The sequence below is a fragment of the Halomonas sp. 3H genome, assembly GCF_024206005.1.
GTDB classification, from domain to species: Bacteria; Pseudomonadota; Gammaproteobacteria; order Pseudomonadales; family Halomonadaceae; genus Halomonas; species Halomonas campaniensis.
Genome location: NZ_CP100360.1, coordinates 1,541,981 through 1,559,981 on the forward strand (window position 1 = coordinate 1,541,981; position 18,001 = coordinate 1,559,981).

Consider the following 18,001-nt stretch of genomic DNA (forward strand, 5'->3'; position numbering starts at 1 on the left):
GTAGGAGCGCTGCTTGCAGCGCGATGGTGGTGGCGAAAATCGCGGCTCTGCACGAATGCACTACCACCAAGGTGCGCCCCGGCTGGTAGGAGCCCGGCTCCGCCGGGCGAACGGCGGCGAAGCCGCCCAGCGGTGTTGCCTGTCTCCCTGCACATTCACAGCCCCTGCCGCAGCCGCACTCGCAAGTGACTGACACCAGAAAAGATCCTCCCCCCGCAAGCGACGGCCACCCCCCACCCGCTATCATCCCCATAGCCAAATTTTCCTTGTCTGTAGAGCCCTGCCACCTGCTCGCGTAGAATAGACCGATCAACGATACCAACATCGACACAGCAGGGATGCTGGCACACGCTCAGCAGGAAGGAGTGCGGGCAAGGGATCAACACCACCTAACCCGATAGGCATCCGTCAAGGTGCTACTCCTGTCATGCTTCCAGCCTCCCGCAAGTATTCACAAGGGCATGGGAACGCGCCCGGGACAATCCCCGGGCGGTAGCGTGTCAGAATGCACCCATTTCTCACTTTTACGGAGATCACATTACGTGTTTGAAAATGCATCCATCCTGGTTACCGGTGGCACCGGCTCCTTCGGGCACACCTTCATCCCCATGTTGCTGGAGCGCTATAACCCCAAGCGTGTGATCATTTTCTCTCGCGACGAGATGAAACAGTGGGAGATGGCCAAGAAGTTTGAGGGCGACCCCCGCGTGCGCTTCTTCATCGGTGACGTGCGCGACCGCGAGCGGGTCTATCGGGCCCTGGATGGCGTCGACTACGTGGTGCATGCGGCGGCCACCAAGATCGTGCCCACCGCCGAGTACAACCCCTTCGAGTGCGTCAAGACCAACGTGATGGGCGCCATGAACCTGATCGATGCCTGCATCGACAAAGGCGTGAAGAAGGTGGTGGCGCTCTCCACCGACAAGGCCAGCAGCCCCATCAACCTGTATGGCGCCACCAAGCTTACCTCCGACAAGCTGTTCGTGGCCGGCAACTCCTACGCCGGCGGGCACGACACCCGCTTCGCCGTGGTGCGCTACGGCAATGTCATGGGCTCCCGCGGTTCGGTGATTCCCTTCTTCACGTCGATCCGCGACAAGGGCGTGCTGCCCATCACCGACGAACGCATGACCCGCTTCATGATCAGCCTGGAGGAGGGCGTGGAGCTGGTCTGGCACGCCTTCGAGGACATGGAAGGCGGCGAGATCTACGTCAAGAAGATCCCCTCCATGAAGGTCACCGACCTGGCCCGGGTCATCGCCCCGGAGGCCCGGCAGGAAGTGGTGGGCATTCGCCCCGGCGAGAAGCTGCACGAGCAGATGATCGGCGCCGAAGACGCCTACTACACCTACGAGTACCCCGAGCACTACAAGATCCTGCCGGCCATCAACAGCTGGGACAAGGACGCCAACCGCATCAAGGATGGCAAGAAGGTGCCGGAAGGCTTCGTCTACGCCAGCGACAACAACGGTGAGTGGATGTCTGATTCTGAGCTCAAGGCCTGGATCGACACCAACTGGGAAAAGATCGGAGCCATCTGATGATTCCCTACGGACGCCAGGATATTCAGCAGGCCGATATCGATGCCGTGCTTGAGGTGCTGCAGTCGGACTTCCTGACCCAGGGCCCGATGGTTCCACGCTTCGAGGAGGCGGTGGCGGCCAAGGTAGGCGCGCGCCATGCGCTGGCGGTCAACAGCGCCACCTCGGCGCTGCATATCGCCTGCCTGGCGTTAGGCCTGGGGGAGGGCGACTGGCTGTGGACCACGCCGATCACCTTCGTCGCCTCCGCCAACTGCGGCCGCTACTGCGGCGCCCAGGTCGACTTCGTGGATATCGACCCGCGCACCTATAACCTCTGCCCGCAAGCACTGGCGGCCAAGCTCGAGCGCGCCGAGGCGGAAGGGCGCCTGCCCAAGGTGGTGGTGGCGGTGCACCTCTGCGGCCAGCCCTGCGACATGCAGGCGATCCACGCCCTTGGCCAGCGTTACGGCTTCCGGATCATCGAGGACGCGTCTCACGCCATCGGCGGCAAGTATCAGGGCGACTACATCGGCAGCGGCCGCTACAGCGATATCACCGTGTTCAGCTTCCACCCGGTGAAGATCATCACCACCGCCGAAGGCGGCATGGCCCTGACCAACGACGAGGATCTTGCCCAGCGAATGGACCTGCTGCGCAGCCACGGGGTGACCCGGGATCCGGCGCTGATGACTCATGAGGCCGATGGCCCCTGGTACTACCAGCAGATCGACCTCGGCTACAACTACCGCATGACCGAGCTGCAGGCGGCTTTGGGGCTCTCCCAGCTGGAGCGCCTGGACGACTACGTGGCACGGCGCAACGCCCTGGCCGAGCGCTACGATGCCGCCCTGGCCGAGCTGCCCGTGACCACGCCCTGGCAGCATCCGGACAGCGTTTCCGGCCGTCACCTCTACGTCATCCGCCTCCAGTGTGACCGGATCACCCCGACCCACCGCCAGGTGTTCGAGCGCCTGCGCGAGCAGGGCATCGGCGTGAACCTGCACTACATCCCGGTGCACACCCAGCCCTACTACCGGGAGCTGGGTTTCACGTCCGGCGACTTCCCCGCCGCGGACGCCTACTACGCCGAGGCGATCAGCCTGCCGATGTATCCCACCATGACGCACGCCCAGCAGGATGAGGTGGTAAGGATGCTGGCACGGGCCATGGAGGTCGCATGACACAGGCGGCAGAAGGGCAGGCCATCGCGGTCATTCCCGCCCGGGGCGGCAGCAAGCGGATTCCGCGCAAGAACATTCGCGAGTTTGCCGGCAAGCCGATGATCGCTTGGTCCATCGAGGCGGCGCTGGCAAGCGGCTGCTTCGCCCGGGTGATCGTCTCCACCGACGATGACGAGATCGCCGCCGTGGCCGAGGCGCATGACGCCGAGGTGCCGTTCCGCCGCCCGGCCGCGCTCTCCGATGATCATACCGGCACCATCCCGGTCATCGCCCATGCCATCGACTGGCTGGGCGAGCAGGGCGAGGCGCCTGATGCGGTCTGCTGCCTCTACGCCACGGCGCCGTTCGTGCAGGCCGAGGACCTGCAGGACGGGCTTCGTGCCCTGCAGGGAAGCGATGACGTCGACTACACCTTCTCGGTGACCAGCTACGCCTTTCCCATTCAGCGCGCGCTGCGCCTGACCCCGGAAGGGCGTGTGGCCATGTTCCAGCCCGAGTACTTCCATACCCGCTCTCAGGATCTCGAAGAGGCCTGGCACGATGCCGGGCAGTTCTACTGGGGTCGCGCTACCGCCTGGCGGAAGGGCTCTCCGATCTTCAGCGATCGCGCCGTGCCGGTGCCGCTGCCGCGCCACCGCGTCCAGGATATCGATACGCCGGAAGATTGGCAGCGGGCCGAATGGCTGTTCAAGGCCTGGCAGGCCCAGCAGCAGGGCGACTGGGCATGAACGGAGCGCCGATAGCCCCCCGCCTGCAGGGGCAGGTGGTCGCCTTTCGCGCCGACGCCTCGCTGGAGATCGGCAGCGGCCACGTCATGCGCTGCCTGACCCTCGCCGATGCCCTGCAGGCCCAGGGCGCCGAGTGCCACTTCCTCTGCAGGGAGCACCTTGGGCACCTGTACGAGGTGATCGAGGCGCGTGGCTTTGCTATCCATCGCCTGCCGCTGGAGTGCAACGGAGCCGACTCCGGCGCCAAGAAGAACCTCGAGCCGGAGCCTGCCCATGCCCACTGGCTGGGCGCGAGTTGGGTCCAGGATGCCGCGGCCTGTCTGCCACACCTGGCCGAGTTGAGTCCCGTCTGGCTGGTAGTGGACCATTATGCCCTGGATCATCGCTGGGAAATGGCGGTGCTCGATGGGCTCTCCGACTCAAGGCCGCGCCTGCTGGTGATCGACGACCTGGCGGATCGCCATCATATTGCCGATCTGCTGCTGGACCAGAACCTCGGCCGGCAGGCGGAGGACTATCGTAGACTGGTGCCCGAGACCTGCCGGGTACTGGCCGGCCCGCGCTATGCGCTGCTGCGCTCCGAGTTCCGCGAGTGGCGCGAGGCCAGCCTCCGCCGGCGTGCCCGCGAGCCTCGGCTTCAGCGCCTGCTGATCAACCTCGGCGGCGTGGACAGGGAAAACATCACCGGCCGGGTGCTGGACGCCCTGACTACCTGCGACCTGCCGGATGACCTGCAGATCAGCGTAGTAATGGGGGCCTCCGCCCCTTGGAGAGAAGCGGTGACGGCTCAAGCCAGGGCGATGCCCCGGCACACCGAGGTGGTGGTCAATGTCAGTGACATGGCCCGGCGCATGAGCGAAGCGGACCTCGCCATCGGTGCCGCCGGCAGCACCTCCTGGGAGCGCTGCTGCCTCGGTGTGCCGACCTTGATGCTGGAGCTGGCAGAAAACCAGAAGGGCATCGCCCAGGCTCTCCATCACGCTAGTGCGGCTTATAACGTAGGCGAGCCTGCGGCAGTGAATCGCTTGCCCGCCATCTGGGAAGAGCACATTCGCCCGACAACTTTGGCCCAGATGAGCCTTGTTGCCTCTCGTCTTGTGGACGGCAACGGCGTTGCACTGCTGGTCGAATGGATGACGGCTGAGAGTCGTGCAGAGGAAATAGGCAATGGCTGAGGAAGAGGATCGGCTCCGCCCTCTCCAGAAAGCGGAGCTGGAAGTCGTACGTGAATGGCGTAACCACCCAGACGTGCGTCGCTTCATGTACACACAGCATGAAATCGAAGCGAAGGAGCATCGCAGCTGGTTCGAAAGAGCTCGACAGGACCCGAACCGGCATCTGTTGCTCTACCTTCAGCAAGGTGTGCCGATGGGGTTTGCCAACATTACGCTAGTCAATACATCGGCGAGGCGAGCCGAGTGGGGCTTTTACCTGGCGCCCGATGCTCCACGAGGGAGTGGCCAACGCCTTGGGCGTGCCACATTAACCTATGCATTCGACACGTTAGGCTTGCACAAATTATGCGGTGAAGCCTTGGCCTTCAATATGCGCTCCATACGCTTTCACGAGCGCCTAGGTTTCACACGAGAAGCTACGCTACGCGACCATCATTTCGATGGGCAAATATTTCACGACGTCATCGGATTCGGGATGCTCGCCAGCGACAGAACTGCAGGACAAGGAGCAACATCATCATGACTCTGCCATATATTGAAATCGACGGTCGCCGGATTGCTGAAGACCAGCCGCCGTACATCATCGCTGAGCTTTCTGCCAACCATAATGGCAAGCTCGAAACCGCCTTGCGCATCATCGAAGAAGCGAAGAAGGCAGGTGCAGATGCCGTCAAGCTGCAGACCTATCGCCCCGATACGATAACCCTCGATTGTGACAGCGACGATTTCAAAATCAAAGGTGGGCTATGGGATGGTCGTACGTTGTACGAGCTCTATGAGGAAGCGCATATGCCGTGGGAATGGCATGAGCCTCTCTTTGCTCGTGCCCGCGAACTTGGCATCACCATTTTCAGCTCGCCCTTCGATACCACGGCCGTTGACTTGCTCGAGAGCCTGGGTGCCCCTGCCTACAAGATCGCTTCGTTCGAAGCCGTGGACCTACCCTTGATCGAGTACGTTGCCAAGACCGGCAAGCCGATGATCATCTCCACCGGCATGGCCGACGCCGAGGAGATTCAGGAAGCCATCGACGCCGCCCGCGGCGCCGGCTGTGAGCAGCTCGCCATCCTCCACTGCGTCAGCGGCTATCCGGCCCCGCCGGAGGACTACAATCTTCGCACCATTCCCGACATGGTCGAGCGCTTCGGCCTGGTCACCGGACTTTCCGACCACACCATCGATAACACCACTGCCATCACCAGCGTCGCGCTGGGGGCCAGCCTGATCGAGAAACACTTCACCCTCGACCGCAACGGCGGCGGCCCCGATGACAGCTTCTCGCTGGAGCCGGCCGAGCTCGCTGCCCTGTGCCGCGATGCCAAAACTGCTTGGCAGGCGCTGGGCCAAGTCGACTACGGCCGCAAGTCCAGCGAGCAGGGCAATGTGCAGTTCCGGCGGTCGCTCTACTTTGTCAAGGACCTGAAGGCGGGAGATGTTATTACCGAGGATGCGGTGAGGAGCGTGAGGCCGGGGTATGGAGTGGCGCCGAAACATCTTTCGAAAGTCATCGGTTCTGTGACAAAACAAGATATAGAAGCTAACACTGCTGTAAGTGAAAGCTTTCTAGAGCGATAACAATATAAAAAGCTATCCAAGGTGAGAGAGATGAATTGAGTGGATAAAGTTCCGGCCAGCAGTGTAAAACTTACTGCTTTTTTTCACCCAGTCGCTCCTATATCTGCGCGTCAATGAGAAGATAGAGAGTGACAAATAGTACTTGCTATTGTTTGAGTTTCAGCATTACGCATGCTTGATACAAGTGTTATTGAAAATAATGGCAGAGTTGAAGTAATTGTTTAAGTGGCAGCCTCATGGTAATAAGAAGCATTGTGATTGGCTTGTATTCGCTTTGAGGGTGGGCCTTAGACACCTTGACATGTTAGAGAAAAATTTATGAGTTTGATTAGAGACAAAGTTATCGGGATGATTCATGATATTCATCCCTTCTATCAACGTCACAAGACCTGGCTGTCTCCCATTAAAGAATTAGTGTTATGTGTGGCGCCTATCAAGCGGTTGCGAGATGCTGCAATTGATGGATACGGTTACGGTGCAGACAGGAAAAAAGTGGATGTGTCAATGACGCTCCATGATAAAAATGCGGAAGTAGCTGTTCCCTTGCTAATAGAAAAGACGTCTGTAGCATTAATGCCAGTTACTTTCGAAGATGCTATTTTGTTCTATCGAGAACAAGTCAGGTACGATGATCTCAAGGTCGCGGTAGAATGTTTTAGTCAATGGCTCGAACAAAATCATGAACGTCTTTCAGGGCGGCTATTGGTTGAGTATCTAGAGTCATTGTCATTTTCACTCCGTAGCCTCAATGGCCGTACCATAAGCAAGGTGCCGAATGTTAATTTGTCACACTTGCGTTCCGCAAAAAATTCCCGACGTGCCTATCTCACATACTTTGCTGCGCTGGTGGATAATCTTGAGTTGGACCGTGCCGAGAAACTGTTAAATTCAGCAGTAAATCCTAACCCCTCTCTACTATTTCAGGCAGCCGTTGTATTGCAGCGTAAGCCTACTCGGGTAGAGTTGGATGCTACGCGGCGCCTAGTATTGCGGGAAGGAGTTCTTTCGATGCTGGATGCTAACCTGCGTGAGTTAGGCGTGCCAGAGAATATCATTGCACTTATTGGGGCAAGTGCTCGGGAGGATGTCAAGCGATTTGTATTTGTGTCACAAAATATATTAGAAGCAGTTTCTCATGACGCTCTGCCTGGAGAGAGAGAAGCTTCACTGGCACCAATTTTCAAATTCATTGCTAGAAGGCTGATTTCCCTCGATCGAACTGATCTAGCCAACATGCTTCTAGAATGGCTTAGACCCTTACTCCCTGAAGGTGTTATCGACGATCTGGAAACTAGAATTGCAATACAGAAATTAAGTAGTGACGCAGCCTATAACTATCTGAAAAAAGCCGCAGATCATTCACCTACCGCAAGGAATTTGCTAGGAGCATACGCCTGGGATCGCAACGACTTCAGTATGGCCAGAAAATTAGCCGAACAGCCACTTTCTGATAGCCATAGCGTTCCACTGAGACGGCAAGTCGCCCAAAAAAGCACGGTAGACCGGCTGCGCTTTCTTGAGCAAACGTCGGAAATTATTCGACGTGAAGAGCAGCCTGCGCAGCCTGTTGGCTATGTGTTGCTGGCATCGTTGAACTGCTTTAATACCCTTGCGATGGTGACGCCTGCTTTAATCGAACTAAAGCGGCGAGGGTACGCTGTTGGGTCGCTTATGAAAGGAGTGTTAGACCAGCGGCCGCCTAGCGAAACAGACCCATCTATCGCCAACCTGTTCAATAGTCTCGATCGTGCTCGCGAAGATGGTGAGCTTGTTTTTGACTGGCAGGTCGATTGGCAGAACCGTAAAGTAATAGCTGAAGGTGTAAACTTCTACCAGGGAATCTACGAGAATCTTAGCAACGTCTATAGGCGTGCTTCGATTACTATCGATGAAGAGCCGGTAGCCTCTACATTTGAAATCATTCTCCGTCGTTGCGACTATGTCTTGAGAGCCTGCCAACTTCTGGAGCATGCGGCCCTGAAAACAGGTCAGCCCATTGTTTTGCTAGGCAGTAACTCGCATGTTGCACCATACTCAATATTTCGTGATTTTGCGTTAGATCGAAGGTTACCTAATCTTCGTTATGTAGTCGCCAGTGTTGCCTACGAAAACTATTATACGAACCTTGGAAGTAAGACATCTGGCTCTATGGCGGTGGTGGATATGACACTGCATAGAAACTGCCGTGCTCCATTCCTGGCAATTCCTGACCGCTTTGAACACTGGTATAATGACCACAGAGACAGCCCGGATGTCCAGAACCGATTCGATGAGCTCATGGCAAAGAACCGAACGGGCAGTGGTAATAGCGTGCACTCATCCCCAATGGCTAACATTCTCAGTGAAGCTCGAAATGAAGGCCGGCGAATCGTATGCTGCTTCGGGAAAATACTATGCGACTTAGCTGTGCCATACGATGGGGGGCCTGCGCACAGTGATATGCTAGACTGGGTTCGTCATTCAATCAAAGTTGCTCGAGATAACCCAGACCTTTTGCTGTTGATAAAACCGCACCCACATGAACTTCGCCCAGAAATTGCTCTTGAATTGACAGAAAAATTAGAAGACATAATACCGAAAGATCTTACGGATAATGTAATTGTTCTTAATCATGCTGAGTTTAATGCTGGTGATCTAGCACAATACCTTGATCTTGCGGTCCTGTGGAATGGTACCGCTTGCCTTGAGCTCACCGGACTCGGAGTGCCAGTTGTAATGTGCAGTCACTTTGGTCGTCATGATTATCCAATTCCTCTTGTTTATCCCGAGAGCAAGTCAGATTACGAATATCTATTGACTAGCGCTATGCTTGTTTCACCAGACCAAGAGCTGCGTAAGAAAGCGATGGGGCTCCTCCACTACATGGGTACCAAAGAGGTTGCAATCCCAAATTTATACAGCCGCCGCCCGATAACAAATGATAGCATCGGGGTGCCCAGCTGGTACATGGATAAAGTTAACGACTTTGTTGCATCTGGTGATCCGTATATGGACCTGGCAGCTGATAGAATTACCGAGGGAGTTCAAGCGTGAATTCACGCATATATAAAGCCCATTGTAATATGATAAGTTTGTCTCGCCCGCCCACTCATACTCTGCCTTTTTAATTTAAGAATCCTGCATGTTGAGATTGCTAAGGTATATCGTCCGAAGAGTTAAAAAAATAAAGTCGTATTTAAGGCTTAAGCAAGCTTATTTCCTGGCATTAAAGATGGAGCGAAGCGATGATCCTCGACGTTTGTTTTCTAAGGTTTCGAATAGTAATTTAGCTTCTAAAGCAGTGTTGTGGGAGGCTCTCTATTATCTTCGTGAAAAGCGAAGTCCCATATATGATGTAATAACAGAAAGTTTAGATGATTTTGAGCTGAATAGCTTGGTCTCACTTGATAGAGCTTTGGCATCACCATCGCAACTTACTTTACGTGAATTAGAAGTTTTTATTGAGTTTTACAAATATAAAAAAAAGAGCATTAATAATGAGAGTGCTTTCAGGAGGCTCTTGATAGCCTTGATTGTAAAAAAATTGCCATCTTGTCAGGCATATGAAGCATTTGATAGAGCTGGTCTTTTAAGTGGCATCACGATACATCAGGTTCTTAAGGTTTTAAATAAAGCCTCCATTGAAGGCGAGAAGGAAATATTTTATAATTTAATCAGCAAGTATTCCCGACAGATGAATTCTTCTGCGAAAATTAAAACAGCATACTGGCAGCAAAGGATGTATAAATCTTCCGATGAAAAATATAAATCTATCGAAGCTGATTTTTGTCGGTTGGAAAAGTCTATATCTAAAGAGTATGCAGGGTATTTGTTTCCGCTGTATCAATCTATACCAAAAGATAGAAATCTTATAGACTGCCTAATTAATGATGAAAGCATAGGAAAGATTAAGTCTAGTGTTGAGTTGGCTATAAGGGCGCGAACGCCTTATTCATTTGTGCGTCTTAATGATGGAGAGGGTTATGGATTTTCACGTACCCTACCGTGTGCTTTCGATATGGAGAGACAGGAACTTCACTGGTGGGGAGAAAAGCTGCCTCTTACATTGAGAAATAAAATCCAAGAAGATTTCAGACGGAGCTTGCCTGAGCATGACATGGTTGGAATTCCTAGTGTATTCAGATTTATCGATGAGCTGAGCATCAATCGCGATTATAGCATTTTTAACAATGCGCTGCTTTGTAGGTTGTTCACGCTTTGTCATGGTTATCTGAAGTTGTATGATGGCCGTGCCTGTATCACAGAAGGGCAGATAAACCTATACCTGTTTGACAGGGAGTACATTGCTAAACTCGCTAGGCTCGCTCAGCGTGTCATATTTATTTCGGGTGCAAAGAGAGAGTATCTGCAATCGGTTTTTGATGACGTGCCTCATGCTACATATATAGAATTGCCAACACATCGCCTGCTAAAGACCGAGAAATTTAGTTATACGGAAGCTACGCAGCCTCTGCCTTATGTTTATGAAAACTATCTTGAACAAATCAGAGAGCTGGCGGGCCCTGGTGTCGTGTTTTTTATATCCGCGGGGTTTGTTGGAAAAATCTTCGCTGCAGAAGTCGCAAAAAATGGGGGTGTTGCCTTGGATGTAGGGCAAATATTAATGAATATTGTGGCGAATCACGTTGATGCATAAATTGTACTGTGCCGTACGTTTATTCTTTTCCGGACTTGATAGAAATTTCAAGATCATACGGTTCGGAGATGTGCCGGTGTATCATGTTAGAATCGAGGCGGAAGAAAAATATAAGCGGCTCAATACCTCTCGTCTACCTCGGTTGGTGGCGGCGACTTACTTATTCAGAGAGTTTTTTCTATCACGTCATAAGCGTTATGTTGGGCCTGTTCCAGATGCTTTGTATTGTGGTAGCACGAGCAACAACGAGAGAGAATTTTTGTTCTTGCAAAAATTGATGATAGGCACTGAAGTTTCTAATTTAATTGAATACGATAAAGAAAGAAATGTTTCGTTCTATCCAACTAGGAAGGGAAGGAATGATCTTTATCATGTTTTTGTCAGGTTCGTTCTGCTTTGTTGCTGCCTCGTCTACCTCGGGCGCATAAAAACTAACCCTACCTCGCTTAGGTTTCTTATTCGATTCGCGAATGCGTATTACCGACTTCTGGTATACTTCAGTCGAGCTAATGCGAAGCCGGAGGTGTCTATTTTTGCCAACGATCATACCGATATATCCGTAGCGCTCTCGATGGTAATGAAACTTCAAAACGTTCCCAGGATATATGTACAGCATGCCGAAGTGACCAAGGACTTTCCTGCTTTGGATTTTGAAATTTCCATATTGCGCAATAAAAAGTCATTAGACACTTATGCGGAAATAGGCAAGATCGAAGGGGCGGTATACATCATACCAAGGGAGGGGAAAGCGGCTTCTTTTGAAGAAATAACGTATGCGTTGCCGGATAAGGTGAAAGTGGTGATTTATCTGAGTTCTACTTTTCTTAAGGATAAGTTAGAGGAGGTTGTCCACTTATGCCAGTCCAATACTGATGTGGAAAGTGTCGCGATCAAGAAACATCCCCGCTCAAAAGAGAGTGACTTTGCCTTTCTAAATGGTAGTGCGTATGTGCATGATGTAGTGCCTGAGTATGGCCACATCGCTTTGGTACCAAATTCTTCCGTAGTAATTGATCTTCTTCATGTTGGAGTGAAGGTCTATCAGCTCTTCGAGCTCGACAACATTCGGGAAGATTACTATGGTTTTGTAAAAGAATCACTGACACCAAGAGTCGCTATCTCTCAATTGAAAGCTGGCTTCTGGAAGAGCGACTTTTACAATGATGATTGGCTTGATAGGTTTGAAGCTTATGATCCGAGCATTTCCGATCATTGGAAAGAGGATCTTGTAAGGTTGCGAAGTGAATTACCGATGATGCTGATGTAATCATAACTCGTTGAATTGAGATCAGGGCTTCTGTTGTGTTGAATTACTTAAAAAAATTGAAGCGGGATATACAGTTTAGATTGTTCCATAATATTAAGGTCACTACTCCGGCAGAGAGGCAAGTTCACAAGACAAAAGCTGTATCTCGTGATGAGCTTCAAGAAAGACAATTTTGCCTAAATAAGTTTGGAAGTGAGTTTTTACTTTGCCGTATCATTGGTAACGATCTCGTTCCTCGGCATAAAAAAGGGCAGTCGCGGAAAAATTTGCACTTCATCCTCAAGAATGAGCCGGATCTGAAGGGATGCAAGAAGTGCTTTGTTGTCAATCGTATCGTTGATTCCGAAGAAGAAAAGCAGATAATTGGCATGCTAAAAGCTGCCAATGTGGAATATATTCATATACCGTTCCAGCTCGAAAAATACCAGGCCCTGCCATTGGATATAGAGGGCGTGCCAAGAGATTTTTTACCAACCGGCACGCTGTTCTCTCAGTTGACCGCTGCCCAGCAGAGTCGAATATGGATGCGACTATATCGCCATAAGAACAACTATGTAATGAATAATAATGGAGCGCGGAACGCGGCGCTCAGAGCAGGGAAGGCTCAAGCCAAATGGGTGTTGCCTTGGGATGGTAATTGTTTTCTCACCGATGAAGCTTGGAGGGAGATTGTAGCAGGAATAGGAGATCAGACAGAGTGCCGCTATATTGTTGTACCCATGGCACGGATCCCCAGTAATGAGAGCTTGCTGGAGAAAGATTATCGTCCGCAAGCTGATGAAGAACCGCAAATGATCTTCAGGTGCGATAGCGCGGAGGAGTTCGATGAAGCATGCTACTATGGCCGCCGTCCCAAGGTAGAGCTGTTCTGGCGGCTCGGGATTCCCGGCAAATGGGACCACTGGCATATCGAGCCATGGGACATCCCATGTCCAGGCTATTCTGATGATGCCGGTGCCTTCGCAACGACAGGATGGGTGGCGCGGCTTTTCTCGGGCCAAGGCCATCTAGAAAAAGGAAAAAGTGGGCTTGTCGACCGTGGCTTGGCGCGTAACGAAGCCATCGCGAATCTGCTCGATAGGCTCGATGGGGAAGGATACCATTCTCGGTACGACGCGAAGCATCTGTGCTATGTGGCCGAGGTGGCATCGAATGGTGTTGCAAGCGAAACGCTAAGACAAACCCTGTTAAGTGCGGCGGATGGAGCGCTGTCTCGCGGGCCGTATTCAGTCGTAGATAAAAAAACGCTTCCTCCGAGCAATAACCCTCACGATTACTGGCACCCCGCACCCTACTTCTGGCCCATTCCGCTTCCCATCCCGGGGTTGCCTTATATACGCAGGGATGGCAAACGCGTCCTTGGTACGCGACTGTACGAGCCAATGAGCGATAACTATGATCGCACTCGTCTACAACGGTTGTTCGATGACACCTTCGTCCTGACTCTGGCAGGTATCGTGAGCCAGGACGAGCGGTACAACGCTCATGCAGCATGTCTCGTTCGTACCTGGTTCCTCAACCCTGAAACAGCGATGGCACCTCATCTCGATTACGCTCAGGTGCGTAAAGGCTGGAACAAGAATCTAGGAAGCAGCTCCGGCATCATCGAGGCGAAGGATTTTTACTACTTCCTTGATGCCGTTAGGTTGCTGGAACAAAGCGGTAAGCTGACGCAGAGCGAATCGTGTGCGTTTCGGGAATGGCTGTCGATGTACCTGCATTGGCTGCGCACCAGCCCGCAGGGATTGAAGGAGCGCGCATCGCAGAACAACCATGGTACCTACTACGATCTGCAGGTTGGAGCTATTGCCGCGTTTCTCGGAGAGGATACGCTGCTGCGCCATACGCTGAGGGAAAGCCGTTTCCGCATCGTGCACCAGTTTGCTGCCGACGGTAGCCAACCCGAGGAGCTGAAGCGTACGACTACCGCTCACTACTGTTGCTTCAACCTTCAGGGGTGGATCCACCTGGCGCAGTTGGCCGACTCCTGTGGTGAGGATCTCTGGAACTTCGAAGGACCGCAAGGGCAGGGCTTACGCAAGGCAATGGAGTGGCTGCTCCCGTATATGAATAAGGAATGGCCCTTTCAACAGATCGATGCATTCGATACTGAGCGCTTCTATCCCATCTATTACTCGTATCTTTCCCAATATGGGAAGATGAGTGGGCTTGAGCAGTTGGATATTCCCCGCCAGGAGGAGGTGAAGCCGTTGTTCTTTCCTCACGATGGTATTCGGCCCTTTTGGCAGCTGAGTTGAAGGGTAAGGCATATGTTTTTTAGGTGTGATACCTGATGTGGTTCTATCGCGTTGCGTTACGCCACCTGTACTGGTCGGCTGCGGTGCTCAAGAAATTTTTCAAGCTTGTGCCTCTGCCCACGCTGACACTCGTTGCGCTGACCTTGGTGAGTCAGTTTTCTCGTATGCTGGCTTTTTTCTTGCCGTTGAAAGTCATTATCTTGATTGGCTCGACGGGAACGCCGCGCTATTTTCCGGATTCCTGGGCTGCTTTAGACCAAGACGTTCTGGTCATCGCACTTAGCCTTGCAACCGTCTTCTTCTACGCAGTTTCACTCTCAACGGAAAAATTGTTGAGCGTTATGGCCGAGAAAGGTGCGGCCGGTGTGGTTGCAGGCACGCACAAGCTGGTCTTGTTCACGAATCAGAACGAAGTCGCCAGCCAAGCTTATCAGAAGCTGGCTGCAGGTTTGGCTACCGGAGCACTGACGGTAGTGCTTGCTTTGCTCTTTGCCTTTATTTACCCGACCTTTCTTTTGGCTGCGCTTACCTATGTATTGGCCGCTTCAGCCTTTGTGGCGCTGATGGGCCGTAATGCCAGTGCTCGCAGCGAGCTGCAACAAAAGGCGGCGACCCTGACTGGGCTGCTTTCGGGCATCGGCTTCATGATTCTGTTCGCCTTCATGGTGGTGGATTTTATGCTATGGGAAGGCGTCAGCTTCATGGTCGCGATCATCAGTCTTCTGCTTGCCAGGCAACTCTTTAACCGCCTCGACGGGGTGTTCAAGGATGCTATGTGGCTCAGTGACAAGCGCTTGCAGATCAATGCGATATTTTTCACGGGCCACCGTCTGGAGCAACTCCCGGAACATTATCGGGATAGGAAGTTATGGAATTTTCTCTCCTTGAATAAGAGCAGTGAGCCGCTATTACCCGTGCTTGAGCAGGTCTGGGGGCACGAGCTGGCGGACGATATCGAGATAAACTGCCATTGGAAACAGAGCGGTGTGGTGGATCTTCTGGTTTTTGAAGTTGAGGTAAAAGGGCCTGAAGATCAGTTCGATCGGTACATCCTCAAGATTTTTGGCAAACGGCATCGTAAAGCGGCGACGAGCGAAGCCGATATCTTGTCGTCCGCTTCCGGCCATCTACTGCCTGTACCGGAGCTTGTTTACATAGGGGATATTGAGGGTTTTGATGCGCACCTTTTCCGCTTGCCCAAGTGGTGCATTCCAGGCGTCTATGCTGCGCCGAAAGTGCAGGTAGAGTGGCTGGCGAAATATTGGCAAGTGGAGCCCGATAGAACACTGGTCAACCGCTATCAGCGCTCTCATCCATTGCTACAGCACCGCTTGGGCATCAGTATGCTCGAGCGGTTGGCGCTCGTAGTTGGTGACTGTGACGATATGTCTGCTCTAGAGCAAACCACGTATCGTTTCGAGGATATTCTGGAAGAATTGAACCAGTTACCCTTGTCAGTTTTGAATCTCGGTGTGCCTCGGGACCTGTGTTTTGTATCGGAAACGGGGGAACTGCTTCAGGCCCACGTAGGAAATTGGGCACTTGAGCCTATCGGTGTGGGATTACCATGGGGTAAGTCATGGCTACCCAAACTTGATAAACTACTGTCCGATGCGTTGGAAAAGCGTAAATCTCTACTGAATGTTCCTTCGGCGCGCATTCGCCTTTGTGCTTGCTGCAGTGCTTTTGAACAATATTTCAAAAAGCAGCGATACGCCGATGCCATAGCGCTTCTGCCTGACATCCTTGACTGCATTGCTGAAATCGATATGGCTCGTGAAGGGGAGAGCAGGAGTCGGGCTTGCCCAACGGGTGATGGGGGCAACTCATGAGTGGCGAAGTTGCACCGGTCATTGTCTCCATCATCATCCCTACCTACCGTGACTGGGAGAGCCTTCAATGCTGCCTGATCGCGCTGGCGGCTCAAGACTTACCGCGCGAACGCTTCGTATTGTTGGTGGTTAACAACGCTCCTGACGAGCCGCCGCCTCCGTATCTGAAGTTGCCCATCCATGCGCGCCTGCTTAACGAACACAACCCCGGCTCTTATGCGGCTCGCAACCGGGGGGGCATGGAGGCGAGGGGGAGGCTCGTGGCCTTTCTCGATGCCGACTGCGCGCCAGATTCCGGCTGGCTGGAATCGGCCCTTGCCTGCATGGAAACCCAAGGCGCGGATCTGGTAGCAGGTCATATTCAGCTGACCTACCAGAGTTCGAAACTGGCTCCTGCAGAGTGCTACGAGAAGGCCTTTGCCTTTCGCCAAGCCCAGAACGTGGAGCGAGGAGTGGCTGTCACCGCCAACCTGATTGCCAGACGCGAGGTCTTCGATGCCATCGGTGGGTTCAATGAGCAGATGATGTCCGGCGGGGACTTCGAATGGACCCGACGTGCGACGGCGGCGGGCTTCAAGCTGGTCTATTGTCCGAATGCGGTGGTGCGCCATCCGGCACGCAATACCCTTGCCTCTCTGGCGCAGAAGGCGCGTCGCGTCTCGGCTGGCAGCATGGCACTGCATGGCGAGAAGGGAGCGTTCCAGGGCAGTGGCCGCGTTATGGGCAATTTCGGGCATGATCTGCAAGAGTTACTGAAGCGCCACGACATGAGCTGGCGGGAGCGGGCCTGGGCTTTCGGGGTGCTGGTCTACCTGAAGGGCGTCAAGCTGCGTCAGCGTCTGGCAATGCGGTTCGGTCCCCGCCAGGCGAGGGAGCTTCCCCGATGAGGGTGCTGCTGGTGGCGTCATTCGGTGGACACTGGGTTCAACTACAGCGGCTGGCTGAACTGCTCGAAGTCGACGAGCAGGTCTTCGTTTCCACCGCCGATGAGCAGAACGGTGGGGCGGCCTATTACCTCGATGACTTCAGCGTGCGTGAACTGTGGCGGGGCGTTCGTCAACTGCCCAGGGCCATCGGCATCGTCCGCCGCAGCAAGCCCGACCTGATCATCAGCACCGGCGCAGCACCTGGGCTGCTGGTGCTGTTCGCTGGTTTCCTTCTGGGCAAGAAGACTCTCTGGGTTGACAGCATCGCCAACTGTCGTCGGCTCTCTCTGTCTGGTAGGGCCGCCAAACTATTTGCCACTCGGGTTCTCACCCAGTGGCCGGATCTGGCGACGGGCCGAGTGCGCTACCTGGGGAGGCTGCTGTGAGAATCCTCTTTGCCGCCGGTACCCAGTTTCCCTTTCCCCGCATGGACCAGGCAGTGCTCGAGCTATCACGTCAGCGTCCGGACTGGCCATTGGTCTATCAGGCCGGTCCCGAGGCGGCGCTCCAGCAATTTTCATCGTTGCCCAACCTGCAGGTACAGCCGCTGTTCCCGGCAGAGCAGTACCGGCAGCTGTTTGCCGAGGCCGACCTGGTGGTGACCCATGCTGGCATGGGCAACCTTCTGGCCTGCCTGGAGCAGGGCAAGCCGTTCCTGATGCTGCCCCGCCTCGTTCGGCTTGGCGAGCATCGCAATGACCACCAAGTGGATACCGCCGAGGCGATCACCGAGCGCTATGGCATCCCCTTCCACGAGGACGTTGACTCCCTGGTCAGGTCGATTCTGTCGTATGATGCGGCATCAGCGCCCGCGGTCGACGGCGAAGCCATCCTCCGTCAGCGCAAGGCGTTCGGGAAGAACCTCAACGCGCTGATTGGTTCCCTATAGCTCAAAGCGAC

Annotated in this window: 14 protein-coding genes; all 14 read left to right on the top strand. The window is 53.8% G+C overall.

Features of this window, described 5'->3' with window-relative positions; translation table 11 throughout:
• Positions 1 to 542: 542 nt before the first annotated feature.
• The 14 genes from pseB to NFC98_RS07305 all read left to right on the top strand — a co-directional run bounded on the left by pseB (position 543) and on the right by NFC98_RS07305 (position 17,990).
• Positions 543 to 1,541 carry a UDP-N-acetylglucosamine 4,6-dehydratase (inverting) gene (pseB, locus tag NFC98_RS07240; RefSeq protein WP_254277416.1) on the top strand — a complete coding sequence of 333 codons (999 nt, stop codon included), beginning with the start codon at positions 543 to 545 and terminating at the stop codon, positions 1,539 to 1,541.
• Positions 1,541 to 2,704, top strand: a complete 1,164-nt coding sequence (pseC, locus tag NFC98_RS07245; protein ID WP_254277417.1) for a UDP-4-amino-4,6-dideoxy-N-acetyl-beta-L-altrosamine transaminase — start codon at positions 1,541 to 1,543, stop codon at positions 2,702 to 2,704. The genes pseB and pseC overlap by 1 nt, the downstream gene beginning before the upstream one ends.
• Positions 2,701 to 3,432, top strand: coding sequence for a pseudaminic acid cytidylyltransferase (gene pseF, locus NFC98_RS07250; protein ID WP_254277418.1), 732 nt, complete (start codon positions 2,701 to 2,703; stop codon positions 3,430 to 3,432). Before pseC ends, pseF begins: the two co-directional genes overlap by 4 nt.
• Complete coding sequence (gene pseG / locus NFC98_RS07255; protein ID WP_254277419.1) at positions 3,429 to 4,607, top strand: UDP-2,4-diacetamido-2,4,6-trideoxy-beta-L-altropyranose hydrolase; 1,179 nt, start codon at positions 3,429 to 3,431, stop codon at positions 4,605 to 4,607. Before pseF ends, pseG begins: the two co-directional genes overlap by 4 nt.
• The gene (gene pseH / locus NFC98_RS07260) at positions 4,600 to 5,130 is read left to right on the top strand and encodes a UDP-4-amino-4,6-dideoxy-N-acetyl-beta-L-altrosamine N-acetyltransferase (RefSeq protein WP_254277420.1); all 531 of its coding nucleotides are present in this window, start codon (positions 4,600 to 4,602) and stop codon (positions 5,128 to 5,130) included. Before pseG ends, pseH begins: the two co-directional genes overlap by 8 nt.
• Complete coding sequence (gene pseI / locus NFC98_RS07265) at positions 5,127 to 6,182, top strand: pseudaminic acid synthase (RefSeq protein ID WP_254277421.1); 1,056 nt, start codon at positions 5,127 to 5,129, stop codon at positions 6,180 to 6,182. Before pseH ends, pseI begins: the two co-directional genes overlap by 4 nt.
• A gap of 318 nt (positions 6,183 to 6,500) precedes the next feature.
• Positions 6,501 to 9,215, top strand: a complete 2,715-nt coding sequence (locus NFC98_RS07270; RefSeq protein ID WP_254277422.1) for a hypothetical protein — start codon at positions 6,501 to 6,503, stop codon at positions 9,213 to 9,215.
• Positions 9,216 to 9,303: 88 nt separating this feature from the next.
• Positions 9,304 to 10,818 (top strand): hypothetical protein, encoded by a 1,515-nt coding sequence (locus NFC98_RS07275; protein WP_254277423.1) that lies wholly within the window; start codon positions 9,304 to 9,306, stop codon positions 10,816 to 10,818.
• Positions 10,819 to 11,341: 523 nt separating this feature from the next.
• The gene (locus NFC98_RS07280; protein ID WP_254277424.1) at positions 11,342 to 12,085 is read left to right on the top strand and encodes a hypothetical protein; all 744 of its coding nucleotides are present in this window, start codon (positions 11,342 to 11,344) and stop codon (positions 12,083 to 12,085) included.
• Between the two features lie 80 nt (positions 12,086 to 12,165).
• Positions 12,166 to 14,343: an alginate lyase family protein gene (locus NFC98_RS07285; RefSeq protein ID WP_254277425.1), complete on the top strand. Its 2,178-nt coding sequence runs from the start codon at positions 12,166 to 12,168 to the stop codon at positions 14,341 to 14,343.
• A gap of 35 nt (positions 14,344 to 14,378) precedes the next feature.
• Positions 14,379 to 16,175: a hypothetical protein gene (locus tag NFC98_RS07290; RefSeq protein ID WP_254277426.1), complete on the top strand. Its 1,797-nt coding sequence runs from the start codon at positions 14,379 to 14,381 to the stop codon at positions 16,173 to 16,175.
• Entirely contained in the window at positions 16,172 to 17,062 is an 891-nt protein-coding gene (locus tag NFC98_RS07295; protein ID WP_254277427.1) for a glycosyltransferase family 2 protein, read from the top strand. Before NFC98_RS07290 ends, NFC98_RS07295 begins: the two co-directional genes overlap by 4 nt.
• Positions 17,059 to 17,487: an oligosaccharide biosynthesis protein Alg14 gene (locus NFC98_RS07300; protein WP_254277428.1), complete on the top strand. Its 429-nt coding sequence runs from the start codon at positions 17,059 to 17,061 to the stop codon at positions 17,485 to 17,487. Before NFC98_RS07295 ends, NFC98_RS07300 begins: the two co-directional genes overlap by 4 nt.
• Entirely contained in the window at positions 17,484 to 17,990 is a 507-nt protein-coding gene (locus NFC98_RS07305) for a glycosyltransferase (RefSeq protein ID WP_254277429.1), read from the top strand. Before NFC98_RS07300 ends, NFC98_RS07305 begins: the two co-directional genes overlap by 4 nt.
• The last annotated feature ends 11 nt before the right edge of the window (positions 17,991 to 18,001 follow it).

Excerpts from the sequence above, each read along its gene's own strand:
- pseC (WP_254277417.1), top strand. The coding sequence starts at position 1,541 with ATGATTCCCTACGGACGCCAGGATATTCAGCAGGCCGATATCGATGCC.
- pseF (WP_254277418.1), top strand. The coding sequence starts at position 2,701 with ATGACACAGGCGGCAGAAGGGCAGGCCATCGCGGTCATTCCCGCCCGG.
- pseG (WP_254277419.1), top strand. The coding sequence starts at position 3,429 with ATGAACGGAGCGCCGATAGCCCCCCGCCTGCAGGGGCAGGTGGTCGCC.
- pseH (WP_254277420.1), top strand. The coding sequence starts at position 4,600 with ATGGCTGAGGAAGAGGATCGGCTCCGCCCTCTCCAGAAAGCGGAGCTG.
- pseI (WP_254277421.1), top strand. The coding sequence starts at position 5,127 with ATGACTCTGCCATATATTGAAATCGACGGTCGCCGGATTGCTGAAGAC.
- NFC98_RS07270 (WP_254277422.1), top strand. The coding sequence starts at position 6,501 with ATGAGTTTGATTAGAGACAAAGTTATCGGGATGATTCATGATATTCAT.
- NFC98_RS07275 (WP_254277423.1), top strand. The coding sequence starts at position 9,304 with ATGTTGAGATTGCTAAGGTATATCGTCCGAAGAGTTAAAAAAATAAAG.
- NFC98_RS07290 (WP_254277426.1), top strand. The coding sequence starts at position 14,379 with ATGTGGTTCTATCGCGTTGCGTTACGCCACCTGTACTGGTCGGCTGCG.
- NFC98_RS07295 (WP_254277427.1), top strand. The coding sequence starts at position 16,172 with ATGAGTGGCGAAGTTGCACCGGTCATTGTCTCCATCATCATCCCTACC.
- NFC98_RS07300 (WP_254277428.1), top strand. The coding sequence starts at position 17,059 with ATGAGGGTGCTGCTGGTGGCGTCATTCGGTGGACACTGGGTTCAACTA.